The 16,710-nt window shown below is 33.8% G+C and carries 29 protein-coding genes; 22 read left to right on the plus strand and 7 right to left on the minus strand.

The features are described from left to right. From WA327_RS11540 to WA327_RS11635, 20 genes are all read left to right on the plus strand, one after another. A complete protein-coding gene (locus WA327_RS11540; RefSeq protein WP_336069910.1) occupies window positions 1-315 on the plus strand; it encodes a hypothetical protein in 315 nt (104 codons plus the stop codon). Further along, window positions 305-1,039 carry a DUF3164 family protein gene (locus tag WA327_RS11545; protein ID WP_336069913.1) on the plus strand — a complete coding sequence of 245 codons (735 nt, stop codon included), beginning with the start codon at window positions 305-307 and terminating at the stop codon, window positions 1,037-1,039. The genes WA327_RS11540 and WA327_RS11545 overlap by 11 nt, the downstream gene beginning before the upstream one ends. A gap of 2 nt (window positions 1,040-1,041) precedes the next feature. Beyond that, a complete protein-coding gene (locus tag WA327_RS11550) occupies window positions 1,042-1,188 on the plus strand; it encodes a hypothetical protein (protein WP_336069914.1) in 147 nt (48 codons plus the stop codon). Between the two features lie 317 nt (window positions 1,189-1,505). Further along, the gene (locus WA327_RS11555; protein ID WP_336069916.1) at window positions 1,506-1,721 is read left to right on the plus strand and encodes a hypothetical protein; all 216 of its coding nucleotides are present in this window, start codon (window positions 1,506-1,508) and stop codon (window positions 1,719-1,721) included. Between the two features lies 1 nt (window position 1,722). Further along, a complete protein-coding gene (locus tag WA327_RS11560) occupies window positions 1,723-1,914 on the plus strand; it encodes a hypothetical protein (RefSeq protein ID WP_336069918.1) in 192 nt (63 codons plus the stop codon). Further along, window positions 1,911-2,336, plus strand: a complete 426-nt coding sequence (locus tag WA327_RS11565) for a hypothetical protein (protein ID WP_336069920.1) — start codon at window positions 1,911-1,913, stop codon at window positions 2,334-2,336. The genes WA327_RS11560 and WA327_RS11565 overlap by 4 nt, the downstream gene beginning before the upstream one ends. Before the next feature lie 3 nt (window positions 2,337-2,339). Then, entirely contained in the window at window positions 2,340-2,600 is a 261-nt protein-coding gene (locus WA327_RS11570; protein ID WP_336069921.1) for a hypothetical protein, read from the plus strand. Next, entirely contained in the window at window positions 2,601-3,143 is a 543-nt protein-coding gene (locus WA327_RS11575; RefSeq protein WP_336069924.1) for a hypothetical protein, read from the plus strand. Beyond that, a complete protein-coding gene (locus WA327_RS11580; RefSeq protein WP_336069928.1) occupies window positions 3,082-3,642 on the plus strand; it encodes a hypothetical protein in 561 nt (186 codons plus the stop codon). Before WA327_RS11575 ends, WA327_RS11580 begins: the two co-directional genes overlap by 62 nt. Further along, complete coding sequence (locus tag WA327_RS11585; protein ID WP_336069929.1) at window positions 3,642-3,959, plus strand: hypothetical protein; 318 nt, start codon at window positions 3,642-3,644, stop codon at window positions 3,957-3,959. Before WA327_RS11580 ends, WA327_RS11585 begins: the two co-directional genes overlap by 1 nt. Further along, window positions 3,959-4,240 (plus strand): hypothetical protein, encoded by a 282-nt coding sequence (locus WA327_RS11590; protein WP_336069930.1) that lies wholly within the window; start codon window positions 3,959-3,961, stop codon window positions 4,238-4,240. Before WA327_RS11585 ends, WA327_RS11590 begins: the two co-directional genes overlap by 1 nt. Then, window positions 4,240-4,848 carry a hypothetical protein gene (locus WA327_RS11595; protein ID WP_336069932.1) on the plus strand — a complete coding sequence of 203 codons (609 nt, stop codon included), beginning with the start codon at window positions 4,240-4,242 and terminating at the stop codon, window positions 4,846-4,848. The genes WA327_RS11590 and WA327_RS11595 overlap by 1 nt, the downstream gene beginning before the upstream one ends. A gap of 3 nt (window positions 4,849-4,851) precedes the next feature. Then, complete coding sequence (locus WA327_RS11600) at window positions 4,852-5,013, plus strand: hypothetical protein (RefSeq protein ID WP_336069935.1); 162 nt, start codon at window positions 4,852-4,854, stop codon at window positions 5,011-5,013. A 289-nt stretch (window positions 5,014-5,302) separates the two neighbouring features. Further along, a complete protein-coding gene (locus tag WA327_RS11605) occupies window positions 5,303-5,626 on the plus strand; it encodes a hypothetical protein (RefSeq protein WP_336069938.1) in 324 nt (107 codons plus the stop codon). A 4-nt stretch (window positions 5,627-5,630) separates the two neighbouring features. Continuing rightward, complete coding sequence (locus WA327_RS11610; RefSeq protein ID WP_336069941.1) at window positions 5,631-5,888, plus strand: hypothetical protein; 258 nt, start codon at window positions 5,631-5,633, stop codon at window positions 5,886-5,888. 120 nt (window positions 5,889-6,008) lie between these two features. Next, entirely contained in the window at window positions 6,009-6,779 is a 771-nt protein-coding gene (locus WA327_RS11615) for a DNA methyltransferase (RefSeq protein WP_336069943.1), read from the plus strand. Between the two features lie 176 nt (window positions 6,780-6,955). Next, entirely contained in the window at window positions 6,956-7,327 is a 372-nt protein-coding gene (locus WA327_RS11620) for a hypothetical protein (protein ID WP_336069945.1), read from the plus strand. 535 nt (window positions 7,328-7,862) lie between these two features. Then, a complete protein-coding gene (locus tag WA327_RS11625; protein WP_336069946.1) occupies window positions 7,863-8,312 on the plus strand; it encodes a hypothetical protein in 450 nt (149 codons plus the stop codon). A 24-nt stretch (window positions 8,313-8,336) separates the two neighbouring features. Beyond that, on the plus strand, window positions 8,337-8,654 hold the full coding sequence (locus WA327_RS11630) for a hypothetical protein (protein WP_336069948.1): 318 nt from the start codon (window positions 8,337-8,339) through the stop codon (window positions 8,652-8,654). Window positions 8,655-8,752: 98 nt separating this feature from the next. Next, window positions 8,753-8,998 (plus strand): hypothetical protein, encoded by a 246-nt coding sequence (locus tag WA327_RS11635; RefSeq protein ID WP_336069951.1) that lies wholly within the window; start codon window positions 8,753-8,755, stop codon window positions 8,996-8,998. Here WA327_RS11635 and WA327_RS11640 read toward each other — a convergent pair. From WA327_RS11640 to WA327_RS11670, 7 genes are all read right to left on the minus strand, one after another. After that, on the minus strand, window positions 8,995-9,444 hold the full coding sequence (locus tag WA327_RS11640; protein WP_336069953.1) for a hypothetical protein: 450 nt from the start codon (window positions 9,442-9,444) through the stop codon (window positions 8,995-8,997). The two genes, WA327_RS11635 and WA327_RS11640, sit on opposite strands and share 4 nt — an antisense overlap. 1 nt (window position 9,445) lies before the next feature. Further along, window positions 9,446-9,970, minus strand: a complete 525-nt coding sequence (locus tag WA327_RS11645) for a hypothetical protein (protein WP_336069956.1) — start codon at window positions 9,968-9,970, stop codon at window positions 9,446-9,448. Then, a complete protein-coding gene (locus WA327_RS11650) occupies window positions 9,970-10,728 on the minus strand; it encodes a phage minor head protein (RefSeq protein ID WP_336069959.1) in 759 nt (252 codons plus the stop codon). The genes WA327_RS11645 and WA327_RS11650 overlap by 1 nt, the downstream gene beginning before the upstream one ends. Before the next feature lie 113 nt (window positions 10,729-10,841). Beyond that, window positions 10,842-12,068, minus strand: a complete 1,227-nt coding sequence (locus WA327_RS11655; RefSeq protein WP_336069960.1) for a DUF935 family protein — start codon at window positions 12,066-12,068, stop codon at window positions 10,842-10,844. Window positions 12,069-12,070: 2 nt separating this feature from the next. Beyond that, a complete protein-coding gene (locus tag WA327_RS11660) occupies window positions 12,071-12,529 on the minus strand; it encodes a phage protein Gp36 family protein (protein ID WP_336069963.1) in 459 nt (152 codons plus the stop codon). A gap of 3 nt (window positions 12,530-12,532) precedes the next feature. Continuing rightward, a complete protein-coding gene (locus WA327_RS11665) occupies window positions 12,533-14,062 on the minus strand; it encodes a hypothetical protein (RefSeq protein ID WP_336069966.1) in 1,530 nt (509 codons plus the stop codon). After that, window positions 14,062-14,619, minus strand: a complete 558-nt coding sequence (locus WA327_RS11670) for a terminase gpP N-terminus-related DNA-binding protein (protein WP_336069968.1) — start codon at window positions 14,617-14,619, stop codon at window positions 14,062-14,064. The genes WA327_RS11665 and WA327_RS11670 overlap by 1 nt, the downstream gene beginning before the upstream one ends. Before the next feature lie 180 nt (window positions 14,620-14,799). On the opposite strand from WA327_RS11670, the gene WA327_RS11675 reads away from it, so the two are divergent. Beyond that, a complete protein-coding gene (locus tag WA327_RS11675; protein ID WP_336069971.1) occupies window positions 14,800-15,768 on the plus strand; it encodes an HK97 family phage prohead protease in 969 nt (322 codons plus the stop codon). Window positions 15,769-15,770: 2 nt separating this feature from the next. Then, window positions 15,771-16,685 carry a hypothetical protein gene (locus tag WA327_RS11680; protein WP_336069974.1) on the plus strand — a complete coding sequence of 305 codons (915 nt, stop codon included), beginning with the start codon at window positions 15,771-15,773 and terminating at the stop codon, window positions 16,683-16,685. Window positions 16,686-16,710: the final 25 nt, after the last annotated feature.

The raw sequence follows: 16,710 nt of genomic DNA on the forward strand, positions 1-16,710 counted from the left end.
ATGAAAGCAAAAATTTTAGAAATACTAAACTGCCAATCGCATACTTACGAGATGCAAGTGTTTAACCTATGGTTAACCTGGTGCCAGTCAAAAACTAACAATAGTAAATCACTACAAAAGGCGCTTACCTCTAAACCACTTTTTAACTGGTGGAAAAAAGAGCTTGAAAAACTTGAAAAGGACTTTGTAACAGAAGCCTACATCTATAAAGATCACTTAAACTACGAGACTGCTTTAGAGTTTTGGGTGCAGTCAGTAGAGCCTATATATCACAGGTTTTCTAAACCATTAATCAAGAAAATAAATGAAAAATAACCCTAATAACATCGAGGTCATCGATCCAGTAATAATTAATACAGACAGTAACATGAGTACAGAAACACAAACACCAGTAGACTTAGACAACCTTAGCGAAGATCAATTACTAGCAGCTTTAAAAAAGAAGCAAGAAGTAAAACACCAGGCAGAGCTTGAAAAAATAAAAGCTTATGAGAAGGATAATGAGGACTTTGTAACCTTTACAGTATCTAAAGTTAAGCAGCTACATAACGAGCTTAAAAAGCTAAAAAAACAAACTATTTCAGATGCTAATGCTTTATACAACAGAATGTATGAGGTAAAAGGCAAAGTACCTTCAGAAGTAAAAACATTCTCAAGATTAAACAAGGCAGGAGACTTAAAAGTAACTGTAGAACGTCAAGAGCGTTTCGAGTTTACAGAGGATGCAATGGTGCATATCAATGAAATCAAAGCCATTTTTAAAGAGAAGTTTGAAGGTCGTAATAAAGGGCTTTACAATATCCTAGATGGTTTATTGATAAAAGGATCTAAAGGCGATTATGATCCAAAGTTATTAGCTAAAGCACGTAACCAGGTAAGAGCTTTAGGTGACACAAAATTAATCGAAGAGTTTGATAAGCTGGACGATTGCCAACGTGTTACAGGATCATCAATGTATTGTCGTGTGTATGAGAAAACAGAAGACGGAAACGGTAAGATAGCATGGCAGGACATATCTCTTAACTTCTCAAGTCTATAATTATGACAATAGTAGTAATACAAACCGAAGACGATAAGCTTACAGTAAATGGTAAGCTAGTGTATAAAGACACTAATAATAATTGGGTAAGTCAAACCACTTTAACCCAATCAGAAATGGATGCGTTGCATTCACATTTAAGAGACTAAAGTGAAGCGGTAATGTGAAACAAAAAGTCCTGGTCAGGATTGATGCGCTAAGTATGTGATCTGTGTTGTAGAGCTTCACGCCTTTAGTAAGGGTAAATCATATGCAACACAAAGATTGTTAAAGGAGCATTACCACAATAAGCGAACTCCTAAATACATGAGAAATGACTGACACCGATAAATCGGTAATTATAAGGGCAGTTACGGGCTGCCCTTTTTAACCCAAATGTTATGATACCTACACTAATTGCAATAACACTAGGCTTTTCAATAGTCATTTATGTGCTAATAGATAGCCACTTTAAAAACCATTTAAAATGATTTTAAAACACAAAATAACACCTGAAACAATATACAAAATAGCAAAAGTCACAATGATTACTTCTGCTATTATCGGTATAGCAGCAGTATTATTAGCACTTATTATCAGTCCTTTTTATGGAGTAAAACCACTACAATATGCGCTAGTTATAGAGGTTGTATTTGCGGTTTTTTTCTACATATCAATGCAATACTATTTTAAATACAAGTAAGATGACAATAATTCAATTAAATAATAAAATTATAAAAGCTCTAAAAGCTAGGCAACACGTCTACCAAACACAAGGTTATAATAATCAAAAGGCTAGAGATATTACTTATTCAATTGGTATTTATGAAGAGATGAAGAGGCTTAAAGAAAGAGAGGAGTATTTAAATCAAGAACTTCAAAGATTAGACATATGACAACAGCATGTAAAAACCAAAAACAACGCATTGCCATTTTAACTAAAGGCGATAAAGAGTTTAAAGCAGCGCTAGTGTATAGTCAAACACAAGATGCTGAAAAAACTAGCACCAACGATCTAACACACGATCAAGCAAACAACATACTTGTAGAGCTTGGAAGCAAACCAATAGAGTATGATAATTGGGCTTTTTATGATAAAAATAAAAGAAACCATAAATACCTGTTAAGCTTAGCTATCCAATACGGTTGGGAAAAAACAGATAACAAGTACGGACAAATTGCAGATCTATTTAAGATTAGCGAATGGTTAAAGTCTGATAAATCTCCAGTAAAGAAACCTTTAAAAAAAATGTCACCACAAGAAGTTTCTAAAGTTTTAACCGCTTTAGAAAATATGGTGGCATCTAAATACAAGTAATTAATGAATACTTCCCTGATTATTTTAATAGCAGTCATTGTCATCGCACTTGTTTATTGTGCCATTAGCAGGTGCTTTGATGATGATGATCCAGATCTAAACTGGTATGATAATTATGCAGCACCACCAAAAGATGCAAAACCTATGGGTTGCAGTCATTTTGAAGTTACAGATGTTGTAAAAAGTGTTGGAGTAACCTGTGAAGAGGTTTGGAGTATTTGCAAACAATGTGGAGAAGTATTAAACAAACGTACCGATTGCTAAATGACAACACATTACAACATACAAATAACAGAAACTGGTACAGATCTAAAAGTAACGTACCGAGATAATAAGTTTAAAAAGCTAGAGCATCTAAGAGGTAAACTAGACGATGCTATGCTAAGACAATTAGGTCGTATTGTACCACGTCTAGAAAGTAGTATCGATCAATTTAAAACAGCTTATAAATACAAAGTAACTTATACCAAGATCGAAAAGCAAAAAAGCCTTTACAGTATGTTTTTGTCGGAGTGGTACACGTTTTATAACACCTACTCAGAAGGTATAGAGCCAAAGTTTACAGGTGCAGATGGTAATGCTTTAAAATCTATAATAGCACACCTAAAAAAGCTCTCAAACAATAACGATACAGAAGCTTTGGCGCTGTTTAAAGTCATCTTAGATAAGTGGCACACCTTAGCGCAGTTTCATCAAGACAACACAGATCTAAAATACATTAATAGCAAGTTAAACATCATATTAAATGCAATCAAAAAACAAAATAACACCTTCTCTAACAAGTCTGGTGGCAGTGTCCAACTATAAAAATTCTGAAGTAGTAAGATATTATGGCAATATGAATATAAATGTTGCAGCAAAATCAAACTCCAGATCTGTAGGTAGACTAAGCCAAAAAGACGAAGACAAAGTGCGTCTTTGTATCTGTAACCTGTTTATTGGTACCAGTATGTATTTTGATAATGTGCTAACTCAAGAAAAGGCAGATGTTATAGCTACAGAGATATTAGCAAAGTACGAGTACAGACAATTACGCCTGGAGGATCTTGTAGCCATTTGTATAGAGATTAAAGAGTCGGACAGTTACAAGTTAACACCAGCAAGAATACTACGCCACATTAGCGATTATGTAAAACGCAAAGAGAAGATAGTTATCTCTAACGCAATAAACAACTCTCAAAACCATAAATCAGATCTAGGCGAGTCTGATATAGATAAACGCCTTCATAATTCCATACGTCACTTAGATCGCACTAATCAAGAAGTGGTTAAAGGACGTGTTAACATAAAAAAATTTTATAAGTAATGAGTAGACAACCGCATCAGTTTTCAACAAATCAAGAAGCATTTATTAAAGCAAATTATTTAAAAATGAGCATGAATGAGATAGCAAATTTTTGTCATGTCTCACAAGGATGTATAAGAGCTTATTATAAGCGTAATAATATTGAAGTTCCAGCAGAAGTTATCAGAGATATTAATAAAAAAAACATCCGTAAAGCTTTAGGATCAGACAAACAATCTGTTGTAAAAGAAAAAGAGTTTAAAAGAGTATTAAATCATCCATTTTGGGAAAACAAATGGCATCCAATAACAGGTTATTCATCTAACAGATATTTATAATGCAGCAAAAAGTAATAATAATAGGTAGTCCAAGACAAGGCAAAGAAGCAATGATGTTATTGCTTGAAAAAACCATGCAGCAAAACATAGAAATCATGTCTCCTGCAGAAGCTTTTGTTAAAGGTATAGATAGCACATATAACACACCAAAAGAACGAGCAGTTATTGCTCATCAAGTTATAAAAGAATACAGCCACTTACCTGAATTAACCAGAGCAGAACGACGTGCAGAACAACGCCAACTAAAAAATAAAATTAATAATTATAAAAAACGTAAATAATGAAAACATCAGTAAATATTAACGGAAGAAAATTAGAAGCAGTACAATGGAAAGGAACTCCAAATGGTGATTGCTCAAGTGTTGTAGAAGTTTATAACTTTCTTACAGGAGAGAATATTAAAGGCGCTAGTCAAGCAAAAACTGAAGGTGACTTCTTTTATTTAGAATACCCAAATGGAATACCTACATTAATAATCAAAACATTGATAGGAGATGTAGTTGCTAATCATGGAGACTGGATTATAAATTTTTCAGATAATAAATTTCTTGTTATTTCTAAGATTATATGGGATCAAATAGAGGTGAGTACAAATAAAACTAGATCTGTACTGGTTGAATTACACCAAGAGCGACAACGTCAAGATTTAAAATTTGGAAAACAAGACCACTTACCAATAGAATGGATCGCAATTATAGGAGAAGAATTTGGAGAGGCTTCTAAAGAAGCTTTAGAGCATCATTTTGAATATGCTAATAAAGATGGTTTTCCGCCAACAATACAACAACAACTTACCAGACTTGAGTATTTAAGAGAAGAGCTTGTACAGCTAGCAGCTGTTACTGTAAATGCAATAGAGTCTTTAGATAGAAACCAATTAAAAGAATAAGCAATGATAGAAATAACAGCAAAAAAAGACGAAAACGGAAGAGTGTATTTTGAAGCTTCAGAAAGCGGATCAATATTAGATTGGGATTATTCCTTACCTACCTTATTACAAAATCTAAGTCGTATGACAGAGCAATTTGAAGACGATTTAATTAATAACATTTAACCATGAAAAAAATAAAGATATACTGGTTAATGATTTTCTATAAAGCCAAATGGATAGATCACAAAGAACGACCAGGTTACTATTGTGTAAAAAGAAAGTGGTCATGGATAGTAGCATTTGCATTTATACTAATTTATAGATCTCTTGTTAATGTTTTTTTAGAGGCTTTAAATATTGTTGATCAGATTTACTCATACAACATTAGGTATATAACTACTCCAGATAATAAACCACGTAAGATTACACCTAAGCAAAAAGAATACATAATTAAAAAATTTCATTAAACAACATGCAATCAAAAAAACACAGCTTTATAGAAGCACTAAGCAATACCGCCATAGGTTTTGTTATTAGTTACGCCAGCACCTTTTTAATATTTCCTTTAGTTGGTTTGCAAAGCAGTAGCAGTAAAAACCTTTTAATAACTATGTTTTTTACAGTAATAAGCATCTTAAGAGGTTACTTTATAAGACGCTATTTTAACGGTAAAATAGTGCGTTTAAATACCGCTAAAATGCCTTTTAAATTACATTGCTTTGACTGCGAAATAGAAATGCCAGTAAAAAGAGATGAAAAAGGCTACTTCTGTAGCAATTGTGGATTAAGGCATTAAAATTATGAGTAAATTAACAAATACCCAACTTAAAGCACTTGGCTTTACAATAGAAAGTAAAGTGTTTCCAGACGAGTTTAACACCGCATTTAATTACCAAGTCGCCAAAATAGAAACGTCAAACTCTTTAATAGAAGTTATTAACGAATATGATGGCGAAGCATTTAAACAGCAGCACTGCAATATAGAAATAGCAGAACAAGGCAAAACAATAGACCAAATCACTTTAACCAAATTAATAGCCTTTATAACCGATAATTAAAAAAATAGGCTCTAAAACCGATAATATGCATAGACGATACAAATACAATTTAGGTAATTACATTATAGCGCTATTAATAATAATTGTCATTGTACAGTTGCTTTATATTGTTTTTAATTCATGAATAGTATAGTTTATAATAAAGATTGTATGATTGATTTGGTTAATTATAAGTCAAACCATTTTGATTATGCAATAGTAGATCCAAACTGGGGCATAAAAGAGACTTCAATAAAACCAGAAAGTAGAAACAATCCTGTTTTGCAGACAAATGGTAAAAAAACAAAAATACCTCCAAAAGATTATTCTGACTCCGATTGGGATTTAAATAAGCCAACAAAAGATTATTTTCATCATCTTTTTAGAATTTCAAGATACCAAATAATTAAAGGAGGTAATCATTTTACAAATCTTTTACCAGAGTTCTCTTCAGGTAGAATTGTTTGGGATAAAGTAAATGGGGGTAATGATTTTTCAGACTGTGAAATATTTTGGACAAATATTTTTAAAAGCACTCGCTTATTTTCTTATATGTGGAATGGAATGTTACAAGGAGAAAGTTTATTAAATCCAAAAAAATCTCAGGGTAATAAAAGTTTATGTGAAAAAAGAATACATAGATGTCAAACTCCTGTTAAAGTATACGATTACATCTACAAAAATTATATCCCAAAAGGCTCTAAAATAATAGATACTCATTTAGGTAGCGGCTCAAATAGAATATCAGCCTATAAAAATGAATGTATATTTGTGGGTTATGAGATTGGTAAAAAAGAGTTCAAAGATCAAGAAAATAGATTTAATGAGATAAAACCAAATTTAGATATTGAAATTAAATTTATAAACGAAATCAAATCTAAAACCAATAATGTTCAGGAGACGCTTTTTTAGGAAAGATATCTTTGGCTTAAAATTTAATTTAACGTGCCACGTATATGGGAAGTAGCGTTTAAACACGCTTAAAATTAGAATTAAACACAAAGAAAATAAATATTAAATAACATTAACCAAAGCACTTAACAGCTATTTTTTATATACGGTGTTAGTTGCTTTTAAAAACAAAAGTAATGGCAAAATTTGAAGATTTAAAAGGCAAAGTATTAACTGACGTTAAACAAGTTGATGATAATGAAATATACTTTACGTGTAATGACGGTAGTAAGTATAAAATGTATCACTCGCAAGATTGCTGTGAAGAAGTAACCATTGAAGATATTAACGGAACATTAACCGACTTAATAGGGGAAGAAATACTTTTAGCAGAAGAAAGAAGTAACCAAAAAGATACTGATTGGGGTAGCGAAACTTGGACATTTTATACGATTAGAACGCAAAAAGTATCTATAGACATTAGATGGCATGGTGAAAGTAACGGTTATTACAGTGAAGAAGTTGACTTTGCCGTTGCTAATGAAAACGGTGAGTTTCCAAGATGGTAGAAGCTCATGTTTTTAATTGCTACTAACGGGCAGCGTATAAGGTTTGTGGATGCGCAGCATACACGTAAAAACCGATTGAGCTGCGCATCTATGAACTTTATACTTTGTTATTTATAGTAGTTATCGAATAAGAACAAAAGAAAACAAATATTAACTCACGATTGCCGATGCGTAGCCATTACGCTGCCCGTTATGCTACAATAAGCAATCTTTTAAACTATTAAATAATTACCATTATGGATTCACATAGAAAACAAAAATTCAAAGAGTCGTTCAAGGCTTACTTGAAAGCAGGAAAAGAAGTTAAGGAATGTAAAGACCCTTGTATAAAAAACGGACGTTCGGATAGATATTGCCTTGAATGTGGTAATGAAATATTGAAACCAATATTGCCGTAATTATTTACTGGTTTGATTGCGTGCCTCGATGGCTATTGTAGCATAATATAAGGATAAACGCAGTTTTTTAAATTGCGTTTATGTACTGTTAAATTTAGTTTTCAAAATTAACTACCTTTGTATCAAATCAATAATTTATGAAACGATACCTTTTAGCTTTATTCTTACTTTTAGCTGCAGTTTGCAATGCTCAAGATCAGTTTAACCAGGTTAATTTAAATGATCAAGAAACGACTTTTAAAAACCTTTTAAAAGAAGCACCAACACAATACCATATTTTTAAAAGTTCTACTAAACGATTGGTGTTAATTCCTAATAGTATAGCAGTCTCAGACTTTGATGCTATTAAACAAGCTAAAAAAGCGGTCGTGTTTGATTTTTACACACTAGATAATGCTGTAAAACTTAAATCTATTAAAGGTAACTTTGATACGCTATTTTATTTGTGGCAAACCCACTTTAATCCGTCTGCATATAAAACTACAATAAGCAAAGACTATAAAAATCAAACCGCTAAAGGATCAACCTATAAGTTTACTTTTAAAAAAGCTTTTGATGGATCCTGGACAATCCAAAACGTATCATAAAAGAGACGTTAAAATCAATAATTTATGAAAAAACTACTTTTACTATTAAGCGCATTATTAATTTTAAGTTGCGGAAATTCTAAGCCTGATGAGTCAGATGCTAAAGAAGCAGCACGATCTGCTATAATCAGAAATCTAAAAAACCCTTTAGATGTAAAGTTTCATCATAATGAAACTATTTCAGATTTAGGTGATAACACTTTTGAGTACAGAGAAACATTTAATGCAACCAATAGTTTTGGTGGATCAATTAAGAAAAATGCAACTGTAAAAGTAAAGTGGCTAAAAGATGATCCAAGCGAAATATCTAATTGGTCAGTTTTAGATATAAGGTTTTATTAAAGACTTCTATTATATTAGTTAATAACTCTGTGAAAAACCAACTGTAATTAGTTGGTTTTTATTATTTTGTCATATCAATAAAAAATGTAAATTTGTTTATGCCAAATCGTCAGTCTCAAAAATTAGGTATCCAAAAAAACAAATTGCTAAGGTACAAGCTAGTAGTAGATTTGTACAACAAACACTACTCAGAAGATATACCTATTACGGTTTTGTTGCGCAAATACATTTATCCGCACTATCCAATTAGCCGTACTACTTTGTACACTATTTTAAACACACCAATAGACAAAGAGCTTAAAGAAATACAAGCCATAGAAGAGTCTCAGCTAAGCATGTTTTAAACATCGTTTAGTTCAAAAGTGTAAGTAATATTATACTCCTGGATACCATCGTCTCTAATTACACGCTGTCTACTAACACGTATTAAACCTGTGCTGTTTGCTTCAGGATTAAAACCATGTAACAGCTCATGGATCTGTTGGATCAATCCATTAACGCTAAAAGCAGCATCTTTTTGTAGTATTGGTGCTTTAACACTACTGTTAGTTAACTTTAAATTTGCCACTTTAACTGTTAAACTACAAGCGCCATGTTGCCTGTTAATAGGTGTTTTTGTTTTGTCTTTACCAATATTGCTATAATTAGCAGAGGCAACATCTAGCAAGACACAAGGAAACTTTACAGGCGGATTAGGTGAGTAATAATCTAATTGTCCCCAATCTTCATCGATGTGTAAAAAAGAGATTTCTGCTAGTTTATCTTGTATATTTTTTATGATAGCATCCATATTACTTTAATTTATTGATTATTGCTTTATTAACTTCAGCAAGGTTATTATTAACTATTCTTTTTACCATAACATCTACTTGAGGATGCCAACCTATAAACTGGCGTTGCTCAATAGTCATTACGGTACCAACTTTTTGCAAGGCTAAAGCTTTCCACTTTAAAGCCTCTTCATTTAGTTTTCTATTACGTTGGTTGTTACCTGTTCCTGCAGCACCTTTTGCTTTATAATGCATAGCCCAAAAAAAGCGCTTCATTTTAGCTGTAACTTTAATCTCGCCACCTTCATTGTGTATAGAAGCATAAGGCATTGCACTTTTCCAACGGATCACACCATTAGCAGTACTGCTTTTTATACTTCGTCTTAATTTACCAGAGCGCATCATTAGTGATCCTCTACGATTAGGATACCTGGTGTTTTTCCATTTTTTATTAAAAAAGGATTTGCTCTCAAAGTTTCGATCAAAAGCTTGAGTAAGATCTACTGCAGTATCTTGCACTATTTGCTGTACTAGTTTTTCAAACATTACTTTTTGCGTTTTACTTTATTAGCTCCAGCAACTTTATTATAAGGATGCTTAGGTGGAAATACGACACCTTTTTTACCAGGATTAAACCTGAATATTTCAAGTGTGTTTTTTCCGTCTTTATTTAGCTTGGTTGTGGCTTTTTCGCCAGCTATTAATGCTTTTTTAGAGTCGCTTTTAGTATTGCTACTTGCTAATACTTGTACTACAGTACAACGACAGCGCCAACCATTAGGAGCAAAATAGTAATCCCAAAACGCATCAGTTTTTGGCAATGTAATATTATGTAGCGCTCTATGGCTATCTCTTACACGATCATCGTTAGCTGTTCTGTACTGCAGATAATAACGATCATTATCGCTATAGTTTTCCCATTGTTCTGCCATAAGACTACTGCCAACAGCAAACTCATACTCAGCTTCTAAATAAGTCTCATTATAGTCTTTTTTTATAGCAGCTATATCTTTACTAAACTGAGCAAAGCTTTTTATTTGCTTTTTATCATCGGTTAGTAATCCAGCAGCTTCAAAAAGTTGAGCGTGTGTTTTTAGTTGGCTAAACCTGTAGACATCTTTATCTAGGTTTTCTTTTAAACCTTCAGACAGATCATTGTCTTCAATTCCTGAAGCTAAAACGCGATACGTTTCGTCAATAATGGCTTTATACTCTTTGGTGTCTTCTAAATCTTCAGGCTTGTAACCTTTCTTTATATGAAGCTTTTTAAAAGCCTTTTCAACTGCATTTAAAAGAGGTTTCAACTGATCAGAAAACGTTAAGTTTAACGTCTCTTTTTCTGTTTGGCAATTAGTACATGTACAGCCATATAAGTGGCTTAACCTGTCATGCAATGCCCCAAAATAAACTTTGGGGCTTAACCGAAAAAACCAAAATCTAGCTTTTGCTCTCCTGGAGGATTTGCATTTTGTCTGTCTCCTGTAACCTCTACACCAAACTTTTCCTTGATCCAGTCATCATCAATATTTTTGTATGGCAAAATCTCTTTAGTAATTGTCCAAAGCTGATCAAGATCTTCTGTTTGTTCATACTCATAGATTAACTCGCCTTTTAAAATACCAATTCTAACCAGCGCAGGAATAATGGTCTCATTCCAATATTGCTCAACTAGTCTTAAATCACTATCAATTAAAACCTGCAACATTTCCTGAGAGCTTTCATCTTTGGATCTACTTCCGTTTTTAGTATCCTGACCGATTACTGCTCCAGAGATTAATAATGAGATTTCATTATTACATAAAGTGATTAACTTATTATAAACGTCTCCGCTTTGTGTGGCACTTGCTGCCCATTCAAACTTCTCACTTTCATCAATAATAAACCAAGCAGCTGCACCCATATCTCGCATCATTGCTTCAGCTCTTTTTACTGCAGTAGGATCTTGTGTGTTGGTTTTCATTACACGTGGCGGAATACCATTAATCTCGCACAACTCACTCCAACAGCTTTGAGCAAAACGTTTAAACAACACGTGTGGTACAGCGTTATTAAGTAAACCTTTGTCAAGCGCTTCTCCAAATTCTAATAACCAGGTACCATACTCTGACGTGTTACGATAGTCTATTTTTTTGTCTTCAGTATAATCAGGATAAACAACTCCATCACGAGGATTAACGTTAGCACGAGGTATTAACTCAACCTGAATTTTATCGTCTTCATCAATAGACAACTCAATTAAAGAATGACCTCTATATTTAGAATCTAAAATATGTCGGTTAATCTCTAAGGTAAAAATACCGTTATTAAGAAGCTTGGTTTGCTCTTCGTCAATCTCTCCGTTTGGTTTTTTTAGTACAACCTTTTCAGACAACGCTTTAAGTTGCCTGTTTTTGTATTGACTAGTTAAAAGAGCATCAAGGCTAATCTCATCATATAATTGTTGCAATAAATACCATTTAGGGTTATCTTCTAATTGTGTTAATTGCAGCGCTCTATTCCAACTCTTAATATCCTGTCTAGTTCTAGCAACAGCTTTAGGAGCTATCTGTGTTGCTACCTTTGGTTTTTTTACACCTGTTTTTACATTAGCCAATGTAGCGTGTTGTCTACCGTTATGGTAACGTCTTCTATTTTTTCTACCCATAATTACTCGTGATTAAATTTAGGTCTACTACCGTAGCTAAATGGTTGTATGCTGTCCTCTTCGGTTTCTGTTGCAGGATCAATGGTTGGTAATGTGCTTAGGTTGACTTCGCCTTTTGCTAATTGCTTTAGCCAATTTGTAGCACGATCATAGCGCTCTTTGGTTTGCTCGTAGATAATATCTGCATTACACAATTCGACAATCCACCACTTAGCAATGGTCACGCAATGCTTTAGTATTAATGGGTTTCTATCAGTACCAGAAGCACTTAAAATAGCTTCGACATCATAACGTAAACGTCCATCTAGCCACTCTTTTTGATTGTTAGGATCTAAGTAACTTCTTATTTCCTCTTCTGCTGCAGCCATAGCCATATCGATAATGTCATCATTACCTTCTGTGATTTGATCCATTTGATAGCCATAGATTACACTAGGCAAATCTGCTTGAGTTAAAAACATAATTTAATATTTTCGGTTATCCCTAGTGCCTACGACATAGGTTGTATTTTTTTGTATTGCTCTATTTTGAATTAGCCAGCATCCACCTTCTAGTGCATCTGGTCCGTCCATAACAGTTGCACTAACAGACACGCCTAACATTTGATCGTGCATACGTTTCATGTTTGGCTCTTCTTTTTCGTCTATATTGAATATTAAAAGCCCTAAGCGGTTAAGTGGCTCTAGCGTACCTTCAATCCTGAAAAACTTATCAGGTTTTTTTCTACCATCTGGAGTAATTGGCAAGGTGTAACCATAAAGAGCAGACTTTGTGTAAATAAGCGGTAACAATACCTGCTCATAATGAGGTGCTTGTAGTGTGTTGTTTTCTATACTTACACGTAAGGTGTCTACACCTTGATCTTTACAATATTGGTAAGCTTCATATAACCAGTCTACAAATTTGGCGTTACTAGTCTGATCCAGCCAAACCTTATACAAATAGCGTTTTCTTCCTTTTGACCCAACAATAACGACTGCTTTGTAAGAAGCCTGTTTATTTTTGCCTTTATCTTTATTTGAAGTTGATGGATCTGCATAAATAACTACCTGATCACACGTTGAAAGTTTTGGTGTTTTACCATAAGTGATCTCTTTAAAGGTGTCGCCTTCAGATACTGGATTATTAAAATATTCCTTCTGTTGAGCGCTCCATGGTTGCTTAGATAATGTACGGTCAATTAACTCTTCAGTATTTTTATTTAACCAGGTACTCTTACCATTTTTATCTCTAATATTTACAATCTCATGTACGTCTGCTATTTTACCCATTTCGGTAATACAGCAATATTTTGCTATAATGTTACCACAAGCTATCCATAGTAAATCTTCACTAATAGATCTAGTCGCATAAAGCGCTTCACTAATCCACTTTACTTTAGCTTTAACACGTACAGGATTTCTGCACTCTTCATCGGTATCAATATCATCGATTAAGATAACATCAGGTCGTTTTGCATCGTTCCTGGTACCACGAGGTGATTGTCCTGCACCTAATGCTCTAAAGGATACACCTTTTGTGGTAATAAACTCTCCAGCTTCCCAATTACCTAAGCTTTCTTGTTTACCGTAATCGTTAATAATTCGATTGTTAGACTCAAGTATAGCCTTATATGGTAATAATAAACGCTCAGCATTATCAAGTGTATTAGATACTAGTAAAACATTAAACTTTTTAACTGTTAAAGTTAGTTTAATGACTTCCATCATGGTACGAGCAGACTTAGCCAACTCTCTAGACCATGACCTAACCAAATAAAGCTCTGGATTATTCATTACCAACTTTGTAGACTTCACATGAAAAGGAGCTGGCTCTGAAGTATAAAAATTAGGAAAGTAGTATTTAAACCAGGCTTCGTCATTTTTCTCTAGCGTGGCAATACGCTTTTGCTTCTCGATAGCAGTCTCATTAAGATCTATCGGAGTTGCTTTTGCAGTATTGTCTCTGTATTGTTTCCAGAGCGCTAGATATTTTTTTTGTTCAGCTGAAGCCATTAAACCAATTTAGAATTAATAAATCCATCAAAAACAGGCACAAGCTTTTGGTATAATTCAAAATCTTGAGGTTTTAAATACTCTAAGAAACCAGTTGCAACTTCGTAGATTTCTGCAATAGAGGTCTCAGTCTCCAGGCGTTTAATAGACGTTGTAATTACTGCAATGGTATTAGCTTCTTTAGTAGTTGGAAAATTACCAGTAGCAATAGGAAAATCGGCTTCATTATAAGTAGGATAAACAATTGTCTCATTACCATCAGCATCTTTAACCTTTTGACCTTTTAAATACTTATCTGGTATGTCATAAGTAATCGGTCTGTTTTTAATGTGGTCGTTAAGGATCTCTAACTGATCATACAGATCGGTAATCATCTTTTGGCGAGTTACCATTAAAGACTTTCTTAATTTATCCCATCCATATTTTTCAATCCATTTACCAACGGTGTTAGGTCTAACACCAACACGTTCTGCGATTTCTTTTTGAGTAAGCTTTTGAGAGCTATCTGTATAAAGCATTTTAGCAAACGCTTGAGCGTCTGTTTTCTTTGATCCCATCTTTAATATTTTATACAAAACTCTGTAAAATACTATCTGAAAGAAAAATTCAGAAAACTAACTAAACACTTGCTTAAACTAAGTTTGCACATCTGATTAAGGACTTTACAGATTTTTGTACAGTACTTTTTATTCTTAAATCTTTGTGGTCTGAATTAGTTAACAAAAACTCTGGATTAAATGCCAAAACCAAAACCATTTGTATTTAATGACGAGTCTGTAGCAAATAGTTACGGCTTCATCATCCCTACATCAGGCATAAGCCTTAAACGCTTTAAACAAAATCCGATAATGCTTGACTCTCATTGGAATAGTACTAAGAGTGTACTAGGAAAGTGGGAAGATGTAAAAGTGGATAACGGACAACTTACAGGAGTACCTGTTTTTGATAGCGAAGATGAAGACGTAACTAAAATACAGGGTAAGGTTGAAAGAGGCTTTATTAAAAGTTGCTCTATGGGAGTAACCTTTAGACGTGAAGACTTAAAAATGGTTGCTGGTAAGTTAGTGCTTGAAAAATGCGAACTATACGAAGTCTCAATAGTAGCTGTACCAAGTAATGCCAATAGCATAAGACTTTATGCTCCAGACAGCGATACACCATTAAAAGACGAAGAGGTTAAAGACTTGTGTCTATCTATTGAAGGTGTAGATCCAAACATCGAAACACAAAACGAAAACAACGATAAAATGAAAATCACATTAACACAAGCAGCTGCTTTAGCATTAGGCTTTGCTGCAACACAACTAGAGCATGACGTAGAAGACGTAAATGCTGCAATTGGAAAACTAAGCGCTGAAAAAACAGCTGCTGAGTTAAAACTGGAGATCCTTGAGAATGACAAAAAGGAAGCTGCTAAAAAAGCGATTGAAAACAAAGTTGAGCTAGCTATTAAGGCTGGTAAAATACCTGCAGACAAAAAAGAGAAGTTTGTAAGCTTAGGTTTAGCAGACGAGGCTCTTTTAGACGACACGTTAGGATCTATTCCTGCTAAGAAGTCATTAGCAGCTCAAATTGAAAATACTGGCGAAGATGCTGGAGAAGTTAAATCTATGGATGACTTCCAAAAGTTAGATGATGCTCAGCAATTGGCATTTAAAAATGATCAGCCAGAAGCTTACAAAAAATTATTAACTCAAATTAAATAGAGATGCCACAAAATCACCCAGAAATTTGGTTAGGTAGAGTTATTGACAACCTTGAAAAAGGTGATGTCGCTACATGGCTAGAAGGTATTGCAGAAATAGCAACAAACGTAACCACTATTAATGAAGGTACGTTATCAGAAAAACAAATCATCCACGTACCAGTAACGGACTTTGATGTAGATGTATTAATCAATAATACAACTTATCCAATCGAAGTACAACAGTATGACGATGATACAATACAAATTACTTTAGATAAGTATCAAACTAAAGTAACGTCTGTGTCAGACGATGATACCATTGGAGCTTCTTACGATAAGATTGATACGGTGACAAAGTCACACGTTAAGTCAATCAAATCTAACAAGTTTAACAAATCATTACACGCTTTAGCTCCTGCTGCAGATAGTGTAGCTACTCCTGTAATTGAAGCAACAGGTGGCGGTGGAGCAACACCTTTAACAGATCCTTCAGGTCGTCTAAGATTAGTTTATGATGATTTAGTAGAAGCTAAAAGACGTTGTAAAGGTAAAGGCTGGAGAGCAGTTTTAACTCAAGATCACTGGAACGATTTATTATTAGATCGTAAAAACTTCGGAGATCAGTTGGTAAACTATAAAGAAGGTATGCCTTCTCCTAAAATTGCAGGTTTTGAACTGCATAAGTTTGATGATGGTACACATCCTGTATTTGATACAAACGGAGACAAAAAAGCTTTTGGTGCCATTCCTGTAGCAACAGACAAAGAAGCGTCTGTATTGTTTAGAGTAGATAGTGTTGCTAAGAAAACAGGTATTACAAAACAATACTTTATAGCATCAGCTCAAAACCCAAGAACTCAAGCTAACGAGCTTAACTACCGTCACTACTTTGTGGCTACACCATACCAAGCAAAAGGTATCGGAGCTATCATATAATATTAATTAGGCTTCCTGGTAAAAC

The organism is Mesoflavibacter sp. CH_XMU1404-2, from assembly GCF_037029465.1.
Taxonomy (GTDB): Bacteria; Bacteroidota; Bacteroidia; order Flavobacteriales; family Flavobacteriaceae; genus Mesoflavibacter.